At 66.3% G+C, this 21,362-nt stretch carries 23 protein-coding genes; 10 read left to right on the top strand and 13 right to left on the bottom strand.

The window, feature by feature from the left end:
• The first annotated feature begins 55 nt into the window (after positions 1-55).
• Both ACSC1S_RS05350 and ACSC1S_RS05345 read left to right on the top strand, forming a co-directional pair.
• On the top strand, positions 56-646 hold the full coding sequence (locus ACSC1S_RS05350) for a PH domain-containing protein (protein ID WP_435363458.1): 591 nt from the start codon (positions 56-58) through the stop codon (positions 644-646).
• A complete protein-coding gene (locus ACSC1S_RS05345; RefSeq protein WP_435363457.1) occupies positions 643-1,224 on the top strand; it encodes a PH domain-containing protein in 582 nt (193 codons plus the stop codon). The genes ACSC1S_RS05350 and ACSC1S_RS05345 overlap by 4 nt, the downstream gene beginning before the upstream one ends.
• A gap of 496 nt (positions 1,225-1,720) precedes the next feature.
• On the opposite strand, the gene ACSC1S_RS05340 is transcribed toward ACSC1S_RS05345, so the two are convergent.
• Positions 1,721-3,463 (bottom strand): acyl-CoA carboxylase subunit beta, encoded by a 1,743-nt coding sequence (locus tag ACSC1S_RS05340; protein WP_435317869.1) that lies wholly within the window; start codon positions 3,461-3,463, stop codon positions 1,721-1,723.
• A gap of 383 nt (positions 3,464-3,846) precedes the next feature.
• Here ACSC1S_RS05340 and ACSC1S_RS05335 point away from each other — a divergent pair, with 383 nt between their 5' ends.
• Entirely contained in the window at positions 3,847-4,236 is a 390-nt protein-coding gene (locus ACSC1S_RS05335) for a hypothetical protein (RefSeq protein ID WP_435363456.1), read from the top strand.
• Between the two features lie 30 nt (positions 4,237-4,266).
• Here ACSC1S_RS05335 and ACSC1S_RS05330 read toward each other — a convergent pair whose 3' ends face one another.
• The 4 genes from ACSC1S_RS05330 to ACSC1S_RS05315 form a co-directional block, all read right to left on the bottom strand.
• Complete coding sequence (locus ACSC1S_RS05330) at positions 4,267-5,124, bottom strand: class 1 fructose-bisphosphatase (protein ID WP_435364587.1); 858 nt, start codon at positions 5,122-5,124, stop codon at positions 4,267-4,269.
• On the bottom strand, positions 5,124-5,909 hold the full coding sequence (locus ACSC1S_RS05325) for a class I fructose-bisphosphate aldolase (protein ID WP_261650801.1): 786 nt from the start codon (positions 5,907-5,909) through the stop codon (positions 5,124-5,126). The genes ACSC1S_RS05330 and ACSC1S_RS05325 overlap by 1 nt, the downstream gene beginning before the upstream one ends.
• A gap of 265 nt (positions 5,910-6,174) precedes the next feature.
• Positions 6,175-6,738: a DUF7409 domain-containing protein gene (locus ACSC1S_RS05320; RefSeq protein WP_435363455.1), complete on the bottom strand. Its 564-nt coding sequence runs from the start codon at positions 6,736-6,738 to the stop codon at positions 6,175-6,177.
• Positions 6,739-6,801: 63 nt separating this feature from the next.
• On the bottom strand, positions 6,802-8,661 hold the full coding sequence (locus ACSC1S_RS05315; protein ID WP_435363454.1) for a cation:proton antiporter domain-containing protein: 1,860 nt from the start codon (positions 8,659-8,661) through the stop codon (positions 6,802-6,804).
• Positions 8,662-8,742: 81 nt separating this feature from the next.
• On the opposite strand from ACSC1S_RS05315, the gene ACSC1S_RS05310 reads away from it, so the two are divergent.
• Both ACSC1S_RS05310 and ACSC1S_RS05305 read left to right on the top strand, forming a co-directional pair.
• On the top strand, positions 8,743-9,606 hold the full coding sequence (locus ACSC1S_RS05310) for a 3-hydroxyacyl-CoA dehydrogenase family protein (RefSeq protein WP_435363453.1): 864 nt from the start codon (positions 8,743-8,745) through the stop codon (positions 9,604-9,606).
• A 69-nt stretch (positions 9,607-9,675) separates the two neighbouring features.
• Positions 9,676-9,861 (top strand): hypothetical protein, encoded by a 186-nt coding sequence (locus ACSC1S_RS05305; protein WP_435363452.1) that lies wholly within the window; start codon positions 9,676-9,678, stop codon positions 9,859-9,861.
• Positions 9,862-10,006: 145 nt separating this feature from the next.
• Here ACSC1S_RS05305 and ACSC1S_RS05300 read toward each other — a convergent pair whose 3' ends face one another.
• A complete protein-coding gene (locus tag ACSC1S_RS05300; protein WP_435363451.1) occupies positions 10,007-11,068 on the bottom strand; it encodes a phytoene/squalene synthase family protein in 1,062 nt (353 codons plus the stop codon).
• Positions 11,069-11,297: 229 nt separating this feature from the next.
• Between ACSC1S_RS05300 and ACSC1S_RS05295 the strand changes: the two genes are divergently transcribed.
• Together ACSC1S_RS05295 and ACSC1S_RS05290 are read left to right on the top strand one after the other, a co-directional pair.
• Complete coding sequence (locus ACSC1S_RS05295; protein WP_435363450.1) at positions 11,298-12,440, top strand: acyl-CoA dehydrogenase; 1,143 nt, start codon at positions 11,298-11,300, stop codon at positions 12,438-12,440.
• A 4-nt stretch (positions 12,441-12,444) separates the two neighbouring features.
• A complete protein-coding gene (locus ACSC1S_RS05290) occupies positions 12,445-12,624 on the top strand; it encodes a hypothetical protein (protein WP_435363449.1) in 180 nt (59 codons plus the stop codon).
• A gap of 12 nt (positions 12,625-12,636) precedes the next feature.
• Here ACSC1S_RS05290 and ACSC1S_RS05285 read toward each other — a convergent pair whose 3' ends face one another.
• Together ACSC1S_RS05285 and ACSC1S_RS05280 are read right to left on the bottom strand one after the other, a co-directional pair.
• Positions 12,637-13,497: a DUF5694 domain-containing protein gene (locus ACSC1S_RS05285; RefSeq protein ID WP_435363448.1), complete on the bottom strand. Its 861-nt coding sequence runs from the start codon at positions 13,495-13,497 to the stop codon at positions 12,637-12,639.
• 144 nt (positions 13,498-13,641) lie between these two features.
• The gene (locus ACSC1S_RS05280) at positions 13,642-13,938 is read right to left on the bottom strand and encodes a PadR family transcriptional regulator (RefSeq protein WP_435363447.1); all 297 of its coding nucleotides are present in this window, start codon (positions 13,936-13,938) and stop codon (positions 13,642-13,644) included.
• Positions 13,939-14,053: 115 nt separating this feature from the next.
• On the opposite strand from ACSC1S_RS05280, the gene ACSC1S_RS05275 reads away from it, so the two are divergent.
• Positions 14,054-14,329, top strand: coding sequence for a DUF7111 family protein (locus ACSC1S_RS05275; protein ID WP_261650792.1), 276 nt, complete (start codon positions 14,054-14,056; stop codon positions 14,327-14,329).
• A 114-nt stretch (positions 14,330-14,443) separates the two neighbouring features.
• Here the strand turns inward: ACSC1S_RS05275 and ACSC1S_RS05270 are convergent, their stop codons facing one another.
• From ACSC1S_RS05270 to coxB, 4 genes are all read right to left on the bottom strand, one after another.
• Positions 14,444-14,725 carry a DUF7410 domain-containing protein gene (locus ACSC1S_RS05270; RefSeq protein WP_435363446.1) on the bottom strand — a complete coding sequence of 94 codons (282 nt, stop codon included), beginning with the start codon at positions 14,723-14,725 and terminating at the stop codon, positions 14,444-14,446.
• Positions 14,722-16,110, bottom strand: coding sequence for a hypothetical protein (locus ACSC1S_RS05265; RefSeq protein ID WP_435363445.1), 1,389 nt, complete (start codon positions 16,108-16,110; stop codon positions 14,722-14,724). Before ACSC1S_RS05265 ends, ACSC1S_RS05270 begins: the two co-directional genes overlap by 4 nt.
• Positions 16,111-16,135: 25 nt before the next feature.
• A complete protein-coding gene (locus ACSC1S_RS05260; protein WP_435317855.1) occupies positions 16,136-16,984 on the bottom strand; it encodes a cytochrome c oxidase subunit 3 in 849 nt (282 codons plus the stop codon).
• Positions 16,985-17,126: 142 nt separating this feature from the next.
• The gene (coxB, locus tag ACSC1S_RS05255; protein WP_435363444.1) at positions 17,127-17,915 is read right to left on the bottom strand and encodes a cytochrome c oxidase subunit II; all 789 of its coding nucleotides are present in this window, start codon (positions 17,913-17,915) and stop codon (positions 17,127-17,129) included.
• Between the two features lie 111 nt (positions 17,916-18,026).
• Here coxB and cyoE point away from each other — a divergent pair, with 111 nt between their 5' ends.
• A complete protein-coding gene (gene cyoE, locus ACSC1S_RS05250; protein WP_435363443.1) occupies positions 18,027-19,460 on the top strand; it encodes a heme o synthase in 1,434 nt (477 codons plus the stop codon).
• Positions 19,460-20,146 (top strand): DUF7546 family protein, encoded by a 687-nt coding sequence (locus ACSC1S_RS05245; protein ID WP_435317852.1) that lies wholly within the window; start codon positions 19,460-19,462, stop codon positions 20,144-20,146. Before cyoE ends, ACSC1S_RS05245 begins: the two co-directional genes overlap by 1 nt.
• 27 nt (positions 20,147-20,173) lie before the next feature.
• On the opposite strand, the gene mvaD is transcribed toward ACSC1S_RS05245, so the two are convergent.
• Positions 20,174-21,181 carry a phosphomevalonate decarboxylase MvaD gene (gene mvaD / locus ACSC1S_RS05240; protein ID WP_435317851.1) on the bottom strand — a complete coding sequence of 336 codons (1,008 nt, stop codon included), beginning with the start codon at positions 21,179-21,181 and terminating at the stop codon, positions 20,174-20,176.
• Positions 21,182-21,362 lie beyond the last annotated feature (181 nt).

Genomic DNA, 21,362 nt, shown 5'->3' with positions numbered 1-21,362 from the left:
GCTCGTCGCATCGATGACCCAACACCTTTGCTGACCGGGGGCGCACTCATCCGGTATGGCCCCCACCGAGTCCGCCTACGACTGGTTGACGCTCGACGAAGACGAGGAGATCGTCTGGTCGGGCATCCCCGACGCCAAGAGCATCTATCCCGCCCTCATCATCGGCTTGCCGCTGTGTCTCGTCCTCATCGGCATCCCCATCGTCGTGGGGGCGTACCTCCAGCGCGAGAACACCGAGTACGTCGTCACGACCGACGGGCTGTACAAGAAGACCGGCATCCTCTCGCGCGACGTCCAGAAGATCGACTTCGACAAGGTCCAGAACATCTCCTTCAGCGAGAGCTTCCTCGGCAAGCAGTTCGGCTTCGGGAACGTCGACATCTCCACCGCCGGCGGCTCCGGCGTCGAGATGCAGTTCATGGCCGTCTCTGACCCCAAGCAGGTCCAGGAGCTCATCAACAAGCGTATCAAGCAGGCCCGTGGCACGCAGAAAGATAGCGACGAGGACAAAGAACAGGTGCTCGACGAGATACTGGTCGAACTCCGCGCCATCCGCGAGTCCTTCGAGCGCATCGAGGGCGAGACGCCTGACCCGAATCAGGCGGGCCGCGCCGACGACTTCGACTGGGAGAACACCGACGGATGACTCCGTCGTGGTTCACCGCCGACGAGGGCGAAGAGGTGCTGTGGACGGCGAAGCCACGCATCCAGTCAGTCCTCCCGTCGCTGCTGGTGAGCGTGTTCGTTCTCGCGGGCGCGGCGACCCTCGCGGTGGTCACTGGCGAAACCCTCATCGCCGTGATGGGGCTCGTCTTCGCCCTTTTCCCACCCGTCGCCGCGTACTTCCAGGTCATCAACACGGAGTACCTCGTGACGAACCAGGCGTGTTACCGCAAGACCGGCGGGCTCTCACGGACCGTCCTGAGCGCGGACTTCGAGAGCGTCCAGAACTCCGCGTACGAGCAGTCCGCGGTCGGGAACCTGTTCGGCTACGGGACCGTCGAGATAGACACGGCCGGTGGTGGCGGGACGGAACTGGCGTTCTGGAACGTCGAGGACCCCGCCAGCGTCCAGCGGCTGGTGCTCTCACAGAAACAGCGGTACGAATCGACGACGGACCTCCCGGGCAGCCTCGACCAGTGGCGCGCGGTCCGTGACGAGGTGCGTCGGCTCAGGAATGCAGTCGAACGGTACGAAGTTACGAAATCCCACGGCGAGCGGTGATTACAGACTGACGCTCCCCCCGGTGCGACAGTGTGTTTGAAACCCTTGAGCCAGCCGCCGGGAAACGGCGGCCGGCAGCTATCGTGCTGTGCCCGAGTCACCAGTCCCCCTCGGCGGCGACTCGGGGTCGGCAGTGTGAGCCGATTGAATCGTCGTCTCCCCCATGCCTGACCGGGTTATCCCGGCCATGACGATTCTCACTGTCGCCGTGGGCATCTGTAGAGACGCAGTGTTCGACCAAATGTATGCCCTCACTACGACGTTACGAAGTATACGTTCGGTGAAAGAAGGGCCACGTTACCGATGGCGACTGTGGACCGAACCACCTTCTCGGCCAGAGTAGTGATAGACTACTCATCCCGAAGAACTGCTTAGGCACCCGCTCTATCTCTCGGTTTTAACGAACAACGGTATCCACGCTCGCGACAGCACGTCTCCGAGAATATCGGCACCATACCAGCGGTCGAAACTGGCAGGAAAGAAGGACGAACCGGTTTTAGAGGACGGTGCCGTGCTTCTTGTCCGGCAGTTCCTTCTCGACGGTCTCGTAGAACCGGAAGCGGTTCTCGAGTTCCGTGCGCAGCGACGACGGCGGGACGATCTCGTCGATGACGACCTCGCTGGCCATGCGGTGGATGTCGATGTCCTCACGGTACTCCTCGCGGAGTTCGGCCTCGCGCTTCGCGCGCTCGTCGGGGTCGTCGATGGCGTTGAGCTTGTTCGCGTACACCGCGTTGATGGCGGCTTCGGGACCCATGATGGCGATCTCGCCCGAGGGCAGCCCGATGGTGCTCTCGGGGTCGTACGCCGGCCCGGACATCGCGTAGATGCCGGCCCCGTACGCCTTGCGGACGACGACGCACTGCTTGGGGACGGTCGCGCTGGAGGTTGCGTAGATCATCTTCTTGCCCTTCTCCAGGATGGCGTCCTTCTCGACCTGCGAGCCGGCCATGAAGCCGGGCGTGTCGGCGAGGTACAGCAGCGGGATGTTGAACGCGTCCGACTTCCAGATGAACTCCGCGGCCTTCTCGGCGGCGTCGGGGAAGATGGCCCCGGCGCGGTGGGCCGGCTGGTTCGCGACGATACCGACCGGCCGACCGTCGATGCGGGCGTACGCCGTGATGATCTCCTTGCCGTAGTCCGGCCGGAGCTCGAAGTACGAGCCCTCGTCGACGATGCGGTCGATGATGTCGGTCATGTCGTAGCCGCGGTTCGGCTCCTGCGGGATGATGCCGTCGATGCCCTCCGGCGACTTCGCGGGCGCGACCGGGTCGGCGCGCGGGGGCTTCTCGTCGGAGTTGTTCGGCAGGTAGGTGATGAGCTGGTCGACGAGTTCGCGGGCGTGCTCCTCGTCCTTGGCGACGAGGTCGGCGCTGCCGGACTCCTCGGCGTGGACGTGCGCGCCGCCGAGGTCCTGCATGGAGATGTCCTCGCCGGTGACCATCTGGACCATGCGCGGGGAGGCGATGGCCATCGCGGACATCCCCTCGACCATGATGGTGAAGTCGGCGAAGACGGGCGTGTACGCCGCGCCGGCGATACACGGCCCATACAGCACACAGATCTGCGGGACGCGCCCGGAGAGCATCGAGTGGTTGTAGTAGTACTTCCCGATACCTTCGCGGTTGGCGAAGAAGCCGGTCTGCTGGTCGATGCGCCCGCCAGAGGAGTCCATCAGGTACAGCACCGGTTTTGCGGTCTTCAGGGCGCGCTCTTGCATCCGGAGGAACTTCTCGACGCCCTTCGCGGCCATCGACCCCGCTTTGACCGTGAAGTCGTTCGCCATGAAGTGGACGTCGCGGCCCTCGAACTCGGCCGCGCCCGTGATGAGCCCGTCCGCCGGAATCTGGTCCTCGTTGTCGAACTCGGCGAACTTGCCGTCCTCGAACAACAGCCCATCGTCGCCGAACCAGAGGTCGATTCGGTCACGGACGAACAGCTTGCCCTGGTCCGGGAGCCGCTCTCTGTACTTCTCCGGGCCGCCCTTGAGTATCTCCTCGATCTCCGCGATGAGGTCCTCCTCGCGCTCGGTCGGGCCGAGGTCCTCGTCATCGGCGGGAGTCGAATCGCCACCCCCACCGCCAGCGTCGGCGGGTGGTTCCGGAGCCGCCTCGACTGCGGTGGGGTCGTCGGCCTGCCCGACGTACACCTCGACCTCGTCGCCGACGTGCTCTGCGAGCGCCGCGGCGATGGCGGAAGCTTCCTCTTCGGATGCCCCCTCGTTGATACGCACCTTCATGCATCGCCATGCGAAGGGTGCAGTGAGAAAGGTTTCCCTTTCTGGTAGGCACGAATGTTGCCACCAGCGTCACGCGCGCGACCGCCGCACGGTCCCGACCATGTGAGCTATGCTACCGAACCCCGTCCTGGGCTGTTTATGACCCTCAGCCCTCGGCACGCCGCCTGACCCCCGGATGGCCGAGCGAGCCAGATTCACCCCGGTCGCGAAGCGCCCGGCGACGCCGCCCGGGGACTCGTAGGATAATAGACCAGTATCTGACCGTTCGACCAGGATACACCCGTAGTAACGAGACGGTAAGCTCAGAATCCGACCGTTAGGACACTTCCTTACTTCTAAGTTCGCGATTAGCTATCACCGTCCCCGGACTACATTGTAATCTGATGTATCCGGCTCCACGGGACGACATCGACGCCCGCCTTCGCGGGTACTGGCGCTGGCTCGGCGCGGTGCTGTTCGTCCTCGTCGCGCTCGACCTCGGCACCACCCTGGTCGCGGCCCGAGTGGTCGGGACGGACGGCGAAGCGAACCCGCTCGTGCGCTGGGCGCTCGAACAGGGTCTCCACGTCGTTCTCCTCCTGAACGTGCTCGCGGTCGTCCTCGTCGTGTTGCTGTTCCACATGCTGCTGGAGACGATTCGAGTGACGCCGTCTCGGTTCCGTGGGTCGTTCATGCTCCTGTTCGAACTGTGGATCGCGGGGCTGTTGCTGCTCGGCCTGTTCTTGCTCGCGAACAACCTGACCGTGATATTCACCGGTGCGAGCTTGCTCTGAGACGGGTGGACTCCGCCGGTGGCTCCGACCCTACGCCAGCGCGGCTTCGAGCCGTTCGATGAGCGACTCGTTCCCGATGTGGACCGGGACGCGCTGGTGCAGTTCGGTGGGTTCGACGGACAGGAGCGACTGGGTCCCATCCGAGGACGCGCCGCCTGCGGTCTCGATGATGTGCCCGATGGGGATACCCTCGAACTGGAGCCGGAGTTTCCCGTTCGGGGCCGACTCCAGGGCAGGGTAGGCGAAGATACCGCCGTAGGTCATCACCTGGTTCACGTCGGAGATCATCGCACCGCCGTAGCGGAGCTTGAGTTCGTCTTCGATCTCTCGCGCATACGCTTCGAACTGGGCGGGCCAGTCCGGCACGCGCCCACCGAAGCCGTACACGACCGGGTCCTCGGGCAGGGTGATGTCCTCGCGGACAACCGAGCGCTCACCGTCGCTGATCTCGTACTCGGTGACGGTCCCGTCGAGCGCGACGGTCATCGTCGTGATGGGGCCGTAGAGCACGTATGCAGCGCCGAGGAGGTCCTCGCCTTTCGCGGGGAGCGTGCTGTCGTACACGCCGACGATGGTCCCCATCGCCGCGTTGGGTTTGAGGTTCGAGGAGCCGTCGAGCGGGTCGACCGCGACGGCGACACCCTCGCCACACTCGACGATATCCTCGCGCTCCTCGCTTGCGTACTGGCCGACGCCATCGATGGCCGTGATGGCGTTCTGGAGCAACTGGTCTGCCCAGACGTCGGCCGCGACCTGCACCTCGCCGCTCGGGTTCTCCTCGTCGACCTTGGTCCGGCGGCCCACGAGCCCGTGACGAATCTGGGGCGCAGCGGTCGCCACGGTCTCCAGTATCTCCTCGACCGTGGCGTGCAGGTCGGTCGCGTGCATCATTCGAGCGCTTCCTCGGCGGACGCCTCCTCGTAGATGACCTTCTCGAGGGCGTCCAGGATGGCGACGGGGTCCTCACGCTGGAAGACGTTGCGGCCCACGGCGAGACCCTTGCCGCCCGCGTTCATGCACTCCTCGACCTGCTTGAGGAACTCGTAGTCGGACGTCTTCGAGCCGCCGGACATGACGACCTTGACCCGACCGGCAGAGTCGACCGCCCACTGCATCGCCTCGGGCGTGCCGGGATACTTCACCTTCGCGATGTCGGCCCCGAGTTCGAGCGCCTGCCGGGCCGCGTAGGCGATGGTGCTGGACGAGCGGTCGTTCTTCAGGCCCTGCCCGCGCGGGTACGACCACATGACCATCGGAAGGTCGTGCTCGCGGCCCGCCTCCTGGGCGTCGCGGAACTCCTCGGCCATCTCTATCTCGTGGTTCGAACCGCCGTACAAGGTGAATCCGAGTGCGTCGGCCCCGAGTTCGGCAGCGTACTCGACCGAGCAGTTCACTGCAGAATCGGGCTCGCCCATCCACATGTTGGACGTCCCGTTGAGCTTCAACAGGAGGTTCACGTCGTCCTCGTAGGAGGGGTAGTATGTCTCGGCGACGCCCTTCTGGACGGCGAACGCCGTCACTGCGTCGTGGGTCGCTACGTCGAAGACGGTCTCAGGATTGACCGTTTCCGGGACCGGTTCGAAGTCGACCGGTCCGTGTTCCAGCCCGTGGTCCATCGCCAGAATCAGTACCTTTCCGTCGCGCACGATGGGTGAGTCGTCGATGGGGCGCATTCAGTTGGAAGTACCCGTAACTGACTATATAATAGTGGTGGTCGGTTTTCGTTCAGAAGCTATTGCCTAAATCAGCCTTATAGTGCCTGTAAGCCGTTTTGAGTGGCCTAAACCGACACGGGAAAACCACTACAGATATAGTAAAAATCTATCGCCGGCCAGGGGCCGTGTTCGCCAGAGCCACGGGAGGTTCCGCCGATAGTTCGTGTCGGCTGTCCTGTCGGAACTCGTCCCACGCGCGCCGTGGCGAAACTCGGTTCCCAGCTTACTGTGCGTCCCGCGCCGCGAATCGCCACGTCCGCGCCTGCATCACGTTCACGTCGAGGGCGTCGGCGAGGGCCTGTGCGTCAACCCCGGCGAGCTGGCTGACCGACGAGATGCCGGCCTCGGCGAGGTTGTCGGCAACCCAGTCGTTCACGACGCGCTCGACCGGTGTCGGTCGCTCGTGCTCGGCCCAGATGTCTATCGCCTCGCGCTCGACCGGGTCGTACTCGGGGACGCCGAGGTCCTCCCAGTCGGCGGTGCTCGCGGCGACCCAGTCGCGCTCGCCCGCCTGGAGGCCGCCCATCTCCTCGGCGCGGTCGTCCAGCCCGTCGCCCATGCGGGACGCCCACGTCAGCGAGTAGTGCCGGCGGATCTCACCGGCGACGTCCTGGTCGACCCCGGCCTCCACGAGGTCCATGTAGGTGACACGCTTCTCCGTGAGGTCCTCGGGTGTCACGTCGGCATCTGCAAGCTCGTCGACGGCAGCCGGTGAAACCTCTTCGAGCGCGTCGGCGGCGTCCGCGTCGGCGACGAGTTCCCGTCCGCCATGGTCGTCGGCACCCATCTGTACTCGTCTGTATCTACCGGTACCCCGACTTCAATCTTGCCGTGGTCTCGCAGGGTACCCCTACCGGTCTCGCGGGTCGGTCAGCCGTTCGAGTGCCTCCCGAACGGCCGGTTTCGCCCCGACGAAGGTGATGCGGTCCCCGTGTTCCAGTCGCTCCTCGGCGTCGGGGACGGTGGTCTCGTCGCCACGGGTCAGGGTGACGAGGAAGGCCCGCTCCGGCAGGTCGGCAGCGACCGCGCTGACGGTCAGCCCCGCTATCGACGTATCGACCACGAACTGCCGGATGTCTCCCTCGCGAAGGAGTGCGGTGAGCCAGCCCGGTCTGGCCGTGGTCTCCCGCGGAGTGATGCCCTCGATGGCCCACAGGTGCAACACCGAGCCGGCCAGCGGGCGACCTCCCAGTGCCTCCACCGTCTCGACAGCGTCGGGGTCGTCCGCCCGGACGAACACCGGGTCGACGTCGAACCGCTTCCGAAGGAGCCGGGTGATGTGGACGTTGGTCCGGTCGTCCCCGGTCGCGACGACGGCCCGGTCGGCGTCGGCGGCACCGGCCGCCCGGAGCACGGCGGGGTCGGTCGCGTCGCCCCGGTGGACCGTGAAGCCGGCGTTGCGCCCCGTCTCGACCGCGCTCGAGTCGCGGTCGACGAGTTCGATGCGCTCTCCCCCGGCGTCGTACTGACGGGCCATCGCGCGGCCGACCGTGCCACCGCCGACGATGAGCACCCGGGGTGGAGTCACCTCGAACAGGTCGGCGAGCGACCGGGCGAGTCCGCCCTCCACCACGACGCTGGTGATGATGACGAGGAACACCGTCCCGACGAGGATGGACGCGCCGGTCGGGTCGAACTCCCGGAGTTCGAGGGCGAACAGGGTCGCGACGCTGGCCGGGACGATGCCGCGGGGCGCGACGAAGCTCATGAACAGTCTGTCGGGGACGTCGAAGGTGCTGCCCCACGTGGAGACGAACACCGACAGGGGGCGGACGACCAGCAACACGACGGCCACCACGAGGACCCCGCCCATCCCGAGGACGAGCAGTTCGTCGAAATCGACGAGGGTGGTCAGGATGATGAACACGAACGAGAGCAATAGGACCGTCACGTCGTCCTTGAACGAGGCGATGTTGGCTTCGTAGGCGAGGTTCGCGTTGCCCAACACGACGCCCGCGGTGGCCGCCGCCGCGATGCCGGCCTCGCCGACGACCAGTTCGGCGGTCCCGTGCGCGACGACGGCGCTGGCGAGCACCAGCAGTCGCGCGTTCTGCGGCGCGTTCCACGGCGAGTGCTCGACCTGCTCGAACAGGTACCAGAGGAGGCCGGCGACGACGACCCCCACGAGCGCGCCGACGAGCAGACGATGGCCGAACGCCGTCGTCACGTTCGCCAGCGTCGGGTTCTCGGCGGTCAGGGCCTCGAAGGTCGCCACGGCGAGGATGGCCGCCGTCACGTCGTTGATGATGCTCTCGACCTCCAGCGTGGCCGCGACGCGAGGACGCACCCGGACCACGGAGAGGATCGGCGTGATGACCGTCGGGCCGGTCGCGACCAGGAGCGCCCCGACGAGCAGGGAGACGCCCCATGTCGCGCTCAGGAAGAACCGCACTGCGACGGCGGTGCCGAGGAACGAGATGAGTACTCCCACGGTGATGAGCGTGATTGTCGCCGAGGGGGCGCGTTTGAACGTCTTCGACTTGAGGTTGAACGCGCCCTCGAAGACGATGATGGCGACGCTGATGCCCACGATGACCGAGAGCGCGTCACCGAAGGTCGCGGGCTTGACGAGGCCGACACCCTCCGGTCCGAGCAGGAGGCCGACGAGCACCAGCAGCGGGACGCTGGGCATGCGGAGCCGGTCCGCGATGACCTGGGCCGCGACGCCGAGCCCGACGACCGCGACCACGACCGTGAGCAGTTCCGTCACATGGGGAGAGAGGCGTGCCAGGGGGTTGGCAGTTGCGCTGGGACCGGCAGGCTTAGGACGGGTTCGCAAGAATTGCGACACATGGTGTACGACCTCGACAGCATCGAGCGGATCGGCGTCATCGGCGCAGGGACAATGGGCAGCGGCATCGCACAGGTCGCCGCCATGCACGGCTACGACGTCGTCATGCGCGACATCGAGGACGAGTACGTCCAGAACGGGTTCGACAGCATCGAGAGTTCGCTCGACCGGTTCGTCGCGAAGGACAAGCTGAGCGAGACCGAGAAGGCCGAGACCATGGAGCGAATCGAGGGCACGACCGCGCTCGACGACCTCGCGGACTGCCAGGCCGTCGTCGAGGCCGCCCTGGAGGACATGGACATCAAGCAGGACATCTTCGCGGAACTGGAAGGCGTCGTCGACGACGAGGCCTTCATCGCGACCAACACCTCCACGCTCTCCATCACGACGATCGCCTCCGCCATCGACTCCGAGGAGCGCGTCGTCGGCCTCCACTTCATGAACCCCGTCCCGGTGATGAAGGGCGTCGAGATCGTCTACGGCGAGAAGACCAGCGACGAGGCCCTCCAGCTCGCCCACGACCTCGCCGAGGCGATGGGCAAGGAGACCTGGGAGTCCGACGACAAGCCCGGCTTCGTCGCGAACCGTATCCTCATGCCGTGGATCAACGAGGGCATCCGCGCCTTCGACGAGGGCGTCGCCACGAAGGAGGACATCGACACGGGCATGAAACTCGGGACGAACGTCCCGATGGGCCCCCTCCAGCTGGCCGACCACATCGGGCTGGACATCTGCCTGCACGCGACCGAGACGCTCCACGAGGAACTCGGCGACCGGTACAAGCCGGCGTACCTGCTGAAGCGCAAGGTCGACGCGGGCGACCTCGGCAAGAAGACGGGCAAGGGCTTCTACGAGTACGACTGAGCGCCGACTCCCGGGGTCAACCCCGCGACCGCAGAAACTATTTGTCGAATCCATGAGACGACCTAGCCGATGCGCCCTCCACACGCAGCCATCGCTGTCGTCGCGCTGCTCCTCCTCGTCCCCCGAACCGGGGTCGTGTTCGTCACGCCGACGACGTTCTGGGGACTCCTCGTCGGGTCCGCGCTGCTCGGCGTGCCACTGTTCGCCCTCGGGCGGACGGTCGCCGAGCGCCGCGGCTTCGAGCCCCAGTTCTGACGGCTGCTGCCGTCTGGTCCCACAGCAGTAGCCCGCTCGCTGTCCCAGTCCCAGCGCCGTCGGCGACCATGGTTGTGACTCGCGAGTCAGGAAATAGTGCCTGGCGGTCGACGGTACAGCCGGCGCAGCCCGTCGCCAGACCGGGCTACACCGACACGTCGGCTTCGTGAAGCGGCTTGTTCTCGATGATGTTGCGGACCTGCTCCAGCGCCTGCCGGTCGCCGTGCTGGCGGAACCAGCCGATGATGGCGATGACCTCCATCCGGGAGATCTTCACGCCACCCTCGCGGACCACGTCGGCGGGGCGCTTGCGCAGTTCCCGCAGCGTCGCGACCGCGAGCAGGTAGGGGATGCCCCACGCCGAGAGGCGGTTCCCGCGATGCTCGGGGAGCGCTTCGAGGTAGGTCTGCGTGTCGTCGAGGTAGCCCGAGGCGTGGTCGACCACGCGCTCGATGACCGTCGCGACCTCCTCCTCGTTCTCGGGGTCGAGGACGTTGTCACGGTCGACGCCCTCCTCGGCCAGCCATTCGGCGGGCAGGTAGACGTTGTTCTCCTCCTGGTAGTCGTCGCTCACGTCCTTGGCGACGTTGACGAGCTGCAACAGCAGCCCGAACGAGCGCGCGTTGTCCCAGAGACGGGTCTCGCGGGACTCGGACGTGCCGCGGGTCACCAGTCCGGTGACGAGCGAGCCGACCGTGCCGGCGACGTACCAGCAGTACTCCTCGAGTTCGTCCAGCGTCTGGATGCGGAGTCCGCCCGAGTCGGCGTGGCGGTCGACGAACTCGGCCATGCCGTTGGTGAGTTCGAGCACCGGCGGCAGGATGTCCTCGCGGGCCTCCGGCGAGAGCTGTCGATACGTCTCGACGACGCGGGGTGACTCCGCGACCACCTCCCAGTCGTCGTTCAGTTCGTCCGGAATCCACGGGTCGACCTGTTCGCGGAAGTCCACGGCGGTCGTCGGGTCTTCCTCGTCCAGCACGTCCGCATACATGCGCAACAGCTCGGCCTTCTCCGCCGGCGGGATGTGGCCCGCGTCCTCGACGGTGTCGGCAACGCGACAGAGCAGATAGCCCAGACAGATGTGACGGGCCGTCGGCTCCTCGAGTTCCTCGATGGTGATCGCGAACGTCCGCGAGACGCCCTGCACCGCGTCGTAACACCACGCGAGGTCGTCGTCCACGGGATACGCGGCCTGTTCCTCGTTCATCCACCTACCCCTGTGTATTCCACTCTGAAAAACCCACCTGCCGTGGTAGTCTTCACAGCGGGGTGGCCCTGTCGGCGAACCGGATGCTCCATACTCATGATGGGAGGCCTGTAGTCGTTTCTACCTTTCGGGAGAGACAGGGACCGGGAATCGGACAGCAACCGTGATTATCAGGTATTTTCGAGAGGGTTGTAGCAAGAGTAAAGGGACGACGGCCGTACCTTCGTGTATGGACTTCAGTCTCTCCACTGAACAAAAGCAGATTCGTGACATGGTCGCGGACTTCGTCGACGAGGAGGTCGTGCCGGTCGCCGCCGACATCGACCACGACGACGAGTTCCCCGCCGACCTCGTCTCGGAGATGGCCGACCTCGGCCTCATGGGCATGCCCTTCCCGGAGGAGTACGGTGGTGCCGGCCTCGACTACCACTCCTACGCCATCGGCCTGGAGGAGATCTCGCGCGGCTCTGGCGGCCTCGGCACCATCGTCGCCGCCCACATCTCGCTCGCCGGCAACATGCTCTACGAGTTCGGTGACGAGGACCAGAAACAGGAGTACCTCACACCGCTCGCCGAAGGGAAAGACATCGGCGCGTTCGCGCTCTCGGAGCCCCAGGCCGGTTCCGACGTGCCCGCGATGACGACGACCGCGAAGCGTGACGGCGACGAGTACGTCATCAACGGCGGCAAGCTCTGGATCTCCAACGGGTCGGTCGCCGACACCGTCACCGTCTTCGCGAAGACCGACCCCGACGCCGGCAACAAGGGCATCTCCTCGTTCATCGTCCGCCCCGAGGAGGACGACGGCTTCATCGTCGAGGGAACCGAGGACAAGCTCGGCGACAAGGGCTGTCCGACCGCAGAACTCCGCTTCGACGACCTGCGCATCCCCGAAGACCGGCTCCTCGGCGACGAGGGCGACGGCTTCGTCCACGCGCTGAAGACGCTCAACGGCGGCCGCATCACCATCGCGGCCCGCTCCGTCGGCATCGCGCGCGCCGCGCTCGACCAGGCGCTCGAGTACTCCCAGCAGCGCGAGCAGTTCGACCAGCCCATCTCGGAGTTCCAGGCCATCCAGCACAAGCTCGCGGACATGGACACGAAGATCCAGTGCGCGAAGCTGCTGATGCACCAGGCCGCGGACAAGAAGATCCGCGGCGAGAAGTTCATCAAGGAGGCCGCACAGGCCAAGCTCTACGCCTCCGAGATCAGCCGCGAGGTCGCCAACGAGGGCATCCAGATCCACGGCGGCTACGGCTACACGAAGGACTTCCCCGCGGAGCGTTTCTACCGCGACGCGAAGCTGAACGAGATCTACGAGGGGACCTCCGAGGTCCTCCGGAACACCATCGCGGCACAGCTGCTCGACTGAGTCGATGGGCCTGCTCCGGGCCGGCTGGCTCGGGGTCGGCATCGCCGGCGGGCTGTTTCTCGTGGGAATCCTGCTCGGGAGCTTCGGGCTCGCGTCGGGTCCCGGCGTGTTCGTCGCGGCCGGGTTCCTCGCGGCTGGCACGCTGCTCGCAGTCGGACTCTTCCGGGCCACGTTCCGGGCGTGAAAGAGACAGGACTCATCCGAGCAGCGGAAGCGGGCTGACCGGGCAGCACATCGGCATCTCGTCGAAGAGGTGGCGGAGGACGTGGACGTGCCCGCTCCCGACGAGGAGGAGGACCCGTTCGTCGGTGTCGTCGGTCGCCCGCCAGACGTTCTCGACCATTCGCAGGTTTCGTTCGTACCACGCTCCCAGCAGTTCGGAGCCGAGATACCGACGGTCTGTACCAGCCATCGCGGCCGCGAACATCAGGTCGTGATTTCCGTGAAGACGGTCCTCCTGGTTCAGCCAGTGAAGGTGTTCCGGGATGGTCGATTCGTGCAGGTGTTCGTCGGTTTCACGTTGCTTCGCCCCGGGGTCCGGGAGTGGGACATCGAGTTCCGACGTGGCTCTCCGGGTCAGTTCGCCGAGGTCGACCGCCTCTGCTTCGTCGTCTGTCCGGGCGTCGAGTCTCATCGGGCAGTCGACGGCGTGAACTCGTTCGTGGTCGAGTCGGTCTGCGAGCCTGAACCCGACCTGCACGGTCTCGCTTCGACACTCTGTGGTCGGGTCGTTCCGCGCGGGATGCGGGGGGTCGACGGTGGCTTCCGCATCGTAGGTTCGGACACCAGTTCGATAGTCCTCGTACAGCGAGTCGACCTGGTCCTGTCGGTCGTGGGGGCGTTCGATGGCGACGAGGTCCGGGTCCCAGGATATCAGTCGGTCGGCAAGGTCACGAAGTTCCCGCTGCCGGGCCGGTGCCAGCACGTCGTCGGCATCGACGTTCACCACGTCCAGACCGGGGTTGTCCATGTGGTACGTTCCGAGGAGGAGGACCTCGGTCTCGTGGGGGCGGGGCGTTGGCCAGTGGTGCTGTGTCTCGGTTCGTCCTCGTGTCATCGTCGGACTGGTATCACGGACGGGAGAAAAACGTCAGCAGAAACGCATTTCTGTCGGCGTTCTTACACCGAGGTGGTGGTAGAGGCCCTGTCCGACACCTCGTTCGCCCAACCCGAACCCGCCGAGACGAGGGGAGATGTCCGCCTACTCGACCTCGCCCGTATTGCCATCGACGCACGAACTGACCCACTCGTAGTGCTCGCGGAGCCGTGCCTCGCCCGCCTCGGTCAGCGCGTACACGTCGTGCAGCCCCTCCGTCCGCGTCGTGAGGAAGCCCGACCCGACCATCGCCTCCAGCGTTCCGTAGAACGACTTCGGGTCGATACGGTCGTCGTAGTGCTGTTCGAGGCGCGTCTTGAGGCGCTGGGCCGGAAGCTCGCCCGCGTCCGCGAGGAGGAAGCAGAGGTCGCGGCGGCGGCCACTCTGGAGCCACTTCGTCATACCTCGACGGTGTCGCGCGGGTCACAGGTGTGTTTCGTTTGCGAGACGGCCCACCGACGTCGGCAGGGTCGCACGGAACCGGTACGTACGAAAACACCCGGTCCCAAGCGGGGGTATGAGCGACGACACTGCCGAGGCGAACGGCATCACAGCACGCTACTCCGAGACCGAGACGGAACGCCTCCTGGAGTTCGACAAGGGCGGGAAGACGGCGGCAGTCGCCCAGAACATCGAGGGCTACGCGATGCTGAAGGTCCGCCCGACCGCCGACGGCGACGAACTCGAGCGCTACTACGGCTTCGACATGGCGCTCGACCACGTCGCCGAGCTGCTGGGCGTCTCCGAGCACGACCTTCCCGTGCCCGGGGCCGCCGAAGACATGGGCATGTGAGGGACGTGAACAACCACACAAAAGAACACTTATCAAACACGGCAGAAAACGAGCATATCCGCGTCGACTTTCCATAGCACACCCGACGCGGTGACGCGATTTCGCGTCGCGTTTTCAGGTGACTATCGAGTAGAGCATCAGCATCCCGAAGTACAACAGCACCAGCACCGCGAACGTCTTGAGTCGGAACAGCCCGAGTTCGTCGGACTCGCCGCGATAGGCGTCCTGGAACCGGTCGTGCTCGTCGTCGGTCATCACGTCGTAGTGGGTCAATCCGACGTGCAAGGTGCGGTACTCTGCCTCCCGGAAGGGGCGGTCGCAGTACGGGCAGCGATGCGGCTCCTCACCCGCGGGCACCTCGGTCTCTAACTCGGCATGGTCGATTCTGCGTGTCATAGGAACGGTGGCAGCTGGTTCGGTTCCGCGACGACCCACAGGCTCACCATCGTGTAGAGCACCATCACGGCGATGAACGGGTACTGGCTGCGGACGGCCTGCAGGCGGCTCGGGAACAGGTCGTAGGCGGCCGCGTGGGCCACCCAGATGGCGAGCAGGTGCCCGAGCAGGACGAACGCGAGGGAGAGCCCGGCGATCCACGACGGTAGCACGAACTGCTGGGGGTTCAGCGGCGGCGAGAGCGGGGTCGCCAGCGCGCTCCCCAGCGGGAGCGACAGCGAGACGAAGTACCCCAGGTAGTGCGCGAGGTGGTACCCCGCCGCGATAGCGAGCAGGGGCGGGGCGAACCGGCGCGCGAGTTCGCGCGCGGTGAGGTAGGTGTCGCCGGTCCGGCGCGCCAGCCGGGCCGCCAGCAGGTACGCGCCGAGGAACACGCCGAACCCGAGCAGGTACGTCAGGAGGTACACCAGCAGGGCCGGCACACCCGTTGCCACGGCAGCCCTGGCGAAGTCGCCCCACGCGGGCGTGGTGACGAAGCCGTCGAAGGTCGTCCCCCACAGCAGGGCGACGACGAACGCAACCTCGCCCGGGCCCCGGTGCTCGCTCGCGTCCGAGAGGGCCATCCCGGGCAGTCGGAGCCGGAGGCCGTCGTCGGTGCGTGCGAGGGGTGCGACGCGCCCGTATGCCTGGAACACTCGCGACACCGGGTCGGCGCGTGCGAACCACGTCTCGTGGCCGAACGTCACGGCACCGGCCAGCGTCAGCACGCCGTACACCGCGACGACTCCCGCGAGGAGCTGCGGGTCGTCGGCCAGTGGCGTGACGACCTCGACGTACACCAGCGCGAGCAGGCCGAAGACGGCCGGCCACGCGCCCGCGTCCGTGGGGTACGACCGCCCTCGCGTCGGCAGGATTCGTGCGAGGGTCCGGAACGGGTTCAGCGCGGGCCAGGTGTTCCCGACCAGGTACACCGACATCGTGTAGCCGGCCCACCAGCCGACCCAGACGAGCAACACCGCGAGATTACGAAGCGGTGCATCCAGTCCGAGGGTCGGTGCGAAGAAGCCGAAGCCGAGGATCGCGGCCAATCCGACGAGGCCGACCGCCGGCGCGAGGTAGGTTCTGACGGCGGCAGGGACGCGGCCGAGGAACCGCTGCCAGTCGTCGATGGTGGCGATCCACCGCCGGTCCGTGACGAGCGTCGCGAGCAGGAACGACGCCCCGACGGCGGCTCCGCCGGTCAGCAGGAACAGCCACGTCGGAATCGTGAGCGTCTCCGCCTGTCCGCGCAGGGAGCCACCATGGGCGAGCGCCGTTCCGGACGCCAGCGTCACCACTCCGAGGAGGGCGACGAGTGCGCGGCGGCTCCGGGTCCAGCGAATCATCGAGAACGAAATGTGTCTGGCTGGCTTACGCGCCGGCGTACAGGACGACGACGAGGAAGATCCAGACGGCGTCGACGAAGTGCCAGTACATCGAGACGGTGCTCACGGAGACGTGGCGCTCCGCGGAGTACTGTCCGCGCAGAGCGCGGACGAACACGATGCCGATGAGGACCGCACCGAGGCTCACGTGCAGGCCGTGCAGGCCGGTCAGCGCGTAGAAGCCGGACGCGAAGGTCTGGTCGAACGCTTCGGCACCGACGATGAAGCCGTCGTGTGCGATGAACTTGTAGTACTCGTACACCTGGCCGCCGATGAAGACGACGCCCAGCAGGAGCGTCGCGGCGAGCAGCCCGATGAAGCGCTTGCGGTTACCCTTCAGCAGGGACGTGTGCGCGAAGTGGATGGTGACACTCGACAGCACCAGCAACAGCGTGTTGATGATGACGAGGCTCCCGAACAGGTGCGGGAGTTCACCCAGGCCACCGACCCGGATGAAGAAGTAGTAGATGAAGCCGGCACTGAACGTGGCGACCTCGCTCCCGAGGAACGCGACCATCCCCCAGCGGAGCTTGTGTTCGCTCTTCTCGTTCGCGCCGCGCTCCCAGAACGTGCTGATGAAGGTGTGGTAGAGCCACCCGAACAGCCCGACCAGGAACAGGAACGTGCTCCCGATGGCGACGCCGGTGAACGCGCCCATGCCGAGAATATCCTTGTTCGCCAGTACGAAGAGGGCCGCGGCGAGGTAGATTCCGCCCCCACCGATGGCCGTGATGAAGGGCCACCAGCTGGCCTCGCCGAACCCCTTCGGCCAGTCCTCGACGGCCGGCAGGTGGTGCCCGTGACCGTGGTCGTCAGCGTCTTCCGCGACTGTCATACACGGGGCTTACGACCCGACTACTAAAAATCCATCCAAGCGTGTTCGCCCGGCATATCTGACAGCAAGCGTGGGGACGTGTGCCGAACGCGAGGCTCTGGCGGTGGACGCGAGACCGGTGAAGAACGAGCGTCGGGAACCGTTATGCTGCGACGGCCGAACTGGACGACGAACTGTTGCCCGCGGTACAGGTCTGGGCACCAGCGTCCCAGCTCCCGCCAGCGTCCTCACACTGGGACGTGAGCCAGTCCTGGTACTCGTCCTGGGGCATGACCTCGACCTCGAACATCATGCCCGAGTGACCGACACCACAGTACTCAGCACAGTAGCCCTGGTAGGTGCCGACCTCCTTCGCCTCGGTCATGAGGTAGTGGTTCTGGCCGGGGACCGCGTCCTGCTTGAGTCCGAGTCCAGGCACGTGGACCGCGTGCAGCCAGTCCTGTGTGGTGACGTTGAAGTACGTCTCCTGGTCCTTCGGGATGACGAGCTTCTGGCTGGAGGTGACGTTGTGCTTGTCGTAGGTGAACGTCCAGGCGTACGTCCGCGCCTCGACGCCGATGTGCTCGGCGTCAGATGGGACGTCCGCGCGGTCGTCCACGCCGTCCGCGATGATGGCGGGGTCGGCCATCGTCATCGTGGCGGAGAGGCCGACGAACAGCAGGATGACCGCCGTCGCGACGGTCCAGGTTATCTCCAGCCGGCGGTTCTCCCGCGTCGGCTTCGCCTCGTCGCTCTTGCGGTACTTGAGGACGGTGTAGATGAGGACGCCCTCGACGAGTACCGTGATGGGGATGGCGACGACGAGCAGTTTCTCGTTCAGTCCCCGAATCGCCTCTTCTGTTGTCGACGCCTGCGCTGCGACCGGGTCCGCGAGCAGCAGCAGGAACGCCGCCCCGAGCAGGGCAGCCGGGGCCAGCCGCTTTGCGTTCATGTCGATTCGACGGTTAGGAACTCGGGGTTAAATATGTGCTGACTTTCGCCACCGGGGACCGCTGTCTGGCGGCAAAGCGCGGGCTCTAAGTACGCGGAGCCGAATCATCCAGTGATTGCCGTGTCTCGTCAATTCCCGACCCCCGTCAGGACCCACGCCCGTTTCACCGGGCTGCTCGCAACAGCGGCGATGGGCGTCTACCTGCTCATCATCGTGGGGGCGACGACAGCCATCACGGGTGCCTCGGATGCGTGCCCGACGTGGCCGGCGTGCAACGGACAGTGGGTCGTCCCTCTGTCGGACCAGGCCCTCGTCATCGCGTGGGGCCACCGCGTCGCTGCCCTGCTGGTGGGCCTGACCGTCCTCGCGACGGTCGCGGTCGCCTGGCTCGGCCGTGACGTGGACCGTCGGGTCCGGCTCGCGCTGACACTTTCACTCGTACTGTACCCGCTCCAGGTGGGTCTCGGGGCGGTCGCCGCGACGACCAGTTCGACCGGCCTGCTGTCGGCCGTCCACCTCACGGTCGGCGTCGGCATCTTCACCGCCATCGTCGTCGCGCTGGCGTGGACGCTCGAGACCGAAACCGCAAGCGAGCCCGACTGGGACCCGGTTCCCGAGCCCGACGCGTTCGACGGGGAACCGACAGACGGCCGCGTCGAGCTGCCATCGGGGCTCCTCGCACGCGCGAAACTCACTGCGAACGCGTACTTCCGGATGATGAAGCCGCGGCTGATGTGGCTCCTCTGCCTCGTCGCTGCCGCCGGAATGGCACTGGCTGCCGGTCCGGCGCTGCGACTCGAGACGGTCGGCTGGACGCTCCTCGGGGGAATCCTCTCCATCGGCGCGAGCGGGACGTTCAACCAGGTCCTCGAACGCGACGTCGACCGCCGGATGCAGCGGACCTCCGACCGCCCGCTCGCAGTCGACGTGATTCCGGTCCGGAACGCACTCGCGTTCGGCTTCCTGCTCACCGCCGCGTCACTGTTCGCGTTCGCCCAACTCAACCTGCTCGCCGCGGGGCTGGGTCTGACCGCCATCGTGTTCTACAGCGTCGTGTACACGCTGGTGCTGAAGCCGAACTACGTCTCGAACACCGTCATCGGCGGCGCGGCCGGCGCGCTCCCCGCGCTCATCGGCTGGGCCGCTGTCACGGAGACCATCGGCCTCCCCGGGCTCGCGCTCGCGGGCGTCATCTTCCTGTGGACGCCGGCGCACTTCTACAACCTCGCGCTGGCGTACAAGGAGGACTACGCCCGCGGCGGCTTCCCGATGCTCCCGGTCGTCCGGGGTGAGGCCGTGACGCGAAAGCACATCGTCTGGTACCTCGCGGCGACGCTGGTCAGTGCGGCGTTCCTCTCGGCGGTCTCGTCGCTGGGGCTGCTGTACGCGCTCGTCAGCGTGGCCCTCGGGGCGGTGTTCCTCTGGATGGTCGTCCGACTCCACCACGAGCAGACGTCGGACGCCGCGTTCCGCGCGTTCCACGCCTCGAACGCCTACCTCGGCGCGCTCCTGGTGGCCATCGTCGTCGACTCACTCGCCTTCTGATGGCCTTCGAACGCGTCGACCTCGACCCGGAGACGGTCGTTCCCGAACCGGAGACGCTCTTTGCCTTCTTCATCGTCCTGACCGGCGAGGCACTACTGGTCGGCCTGTTCCTCGCGAGCGGCGGGACCAGTTCGCTCGGGACGCTCGTGCTCCCGTTCGTCTGGGTGAACCTCGGACTGTGGGCGCTCTGGCGGGCGAAGGTGCCACCCGCACCGACCGGACGGAAGCGCCGCGCCGCGGCCATCGCCCTCGGATACGGTCTCGTCCTCGCGTACTTCGGGGGGCTCTGGAGCCAGGGCTACATGTTCTTCGACACCGGCGCATACCAGCCTTCGTTCGGCTGGTACGTCTCGACCGCGCTCCCGCCGGGGTTCGGCCCCGCCTTCTCCTACGAGAGCCAGCTGGTGAACGTGACCATCCTTCCGTACAAGCTGATCGGCTACGCCGCGCTGACATACCTGGTGTACGCGACCATCATCGACGCGGCCGGTTCGGCCGTCTCGGGCGTCCTCGGCCTGCTCTCCTGTGTCTCCTGTAGCTGGCCGGTCATCGCGACCATCGTCACCGGTGTGGCCGGGAGTTCCTCGGCGCTGGCGACGGCGGCGATGCAGCAGTCGCTCCCGCTCTCGACGGGCGTGTTCGTCGTGACCGTGGGATTGCTGTACTGGCGGCCGTCGTTCCGGTAACCCTGTGTCGAAAACGGTCGCGCTCGGTTAGAAGAGACCTTCGTCGTCGTCGAGCAACTTCGCGGAGCCACCGACCTCCCAGATGGTCGTGCGGACGCCCGTCTCCGCGACGGCTTCCTTGACCCGCTCGGCGTGCTCGGCGGTCGTGTTCACGTACACGGACGCGCCGGTGTCGGTCGAGAACCACACCGGCACCGAGTCGACGTCGTCGTCGTCGGGGTAGCCTTCGTTGCGGAGTTCGCGGACCTTGTTGAACACGGCGAGCGTGGCGGGCTGCCAGTAGACCCACCCGTCGGGACCGGTCATGGTCGTCGCGGCCAGCGAGAGCGAGTCGTGCTCGGCGATCTCACAGACGCGGTCGAGGTCGTCGTCGTGGAGCGCGTCTTTCATCTCGACGAGCTGGTCCTGGACGTGGGCGCGCCGGGCGTCGAACATGTGGCTGTCCGCGGCCTCCTCGTGCGCGTCGTCCGTGTTCTTGTACGCCGGGACGAGCGCGACGATGGTCTTGAGTTCGTCGTCGAGCGCCGTCTCGATGCGGTGCGAGCGGCAGTCCTCGTCGTTGAGACCGGCGCTCAGGTAGGAGAAGCCGCCTGTCACGGCGCGGGCCGCAGAGGAGGAGCCGACGCGCGCGATGGTCGAGATGTCTTCCAGTGTGGCGTCGAGTTCGGCGGCCTCGGCCAGGGCCATCGCGGCGGCCGCGAAGCCGGAGGACGAGGAGCCAAGCCCGACGTTGGAGGGGAAGGAGTTCTCGGATTCGAGCTTCACCGGGTAGACGGTGTGGGCGGCGTCGGACATCGAGCGCGCCTTCTCGACGACGCGCTCGACCCGGTCGTACGCGTGCCCGTCGAGTTCCTCGCCGTCGACGATGTAGACGTCCTCGTCGTAGTCCATGGAGAACTCCACGGTCGTCTTGGTGTGACTCGGGGCCGTACACACGCTGATGGAATCGTGGTACGGGAGTCGTTCGATGGAGTCACGCATACCGTGGTACTTGACGAGGCCCTGGATCGGGTGCGCCATCGCGGTTGCTTTCATATGTGAGTACCCAACGAGTGCGCGCTTAAAAGTCACGGCAACGGTCGGCGAGGTCGAAGCTGTCGGAACGTCCGGAAACGAGAAGCCGGGTGCCAGGTACTGGTTCGCTGGCTCTGGTCGTCGGAGGCACCCGGTGGTCGGGCCTGGACGGAGTCCAGTGGTGTCGGTTCACGAGGTGCTT

Source organism: Haloarchaeobius pelagicus (assembly GCF_051207375.1).
Taxonomy (GTDB): Archaea; Halobacteriota; Halobacteria; order Halobacteriales; family Natrialbaceae; genus Haloarchaeobius.
Note: the sequence above shows the minus strand (reverse complement) of the source record. Positions and strands in the feature narration are given on the sequence as shown.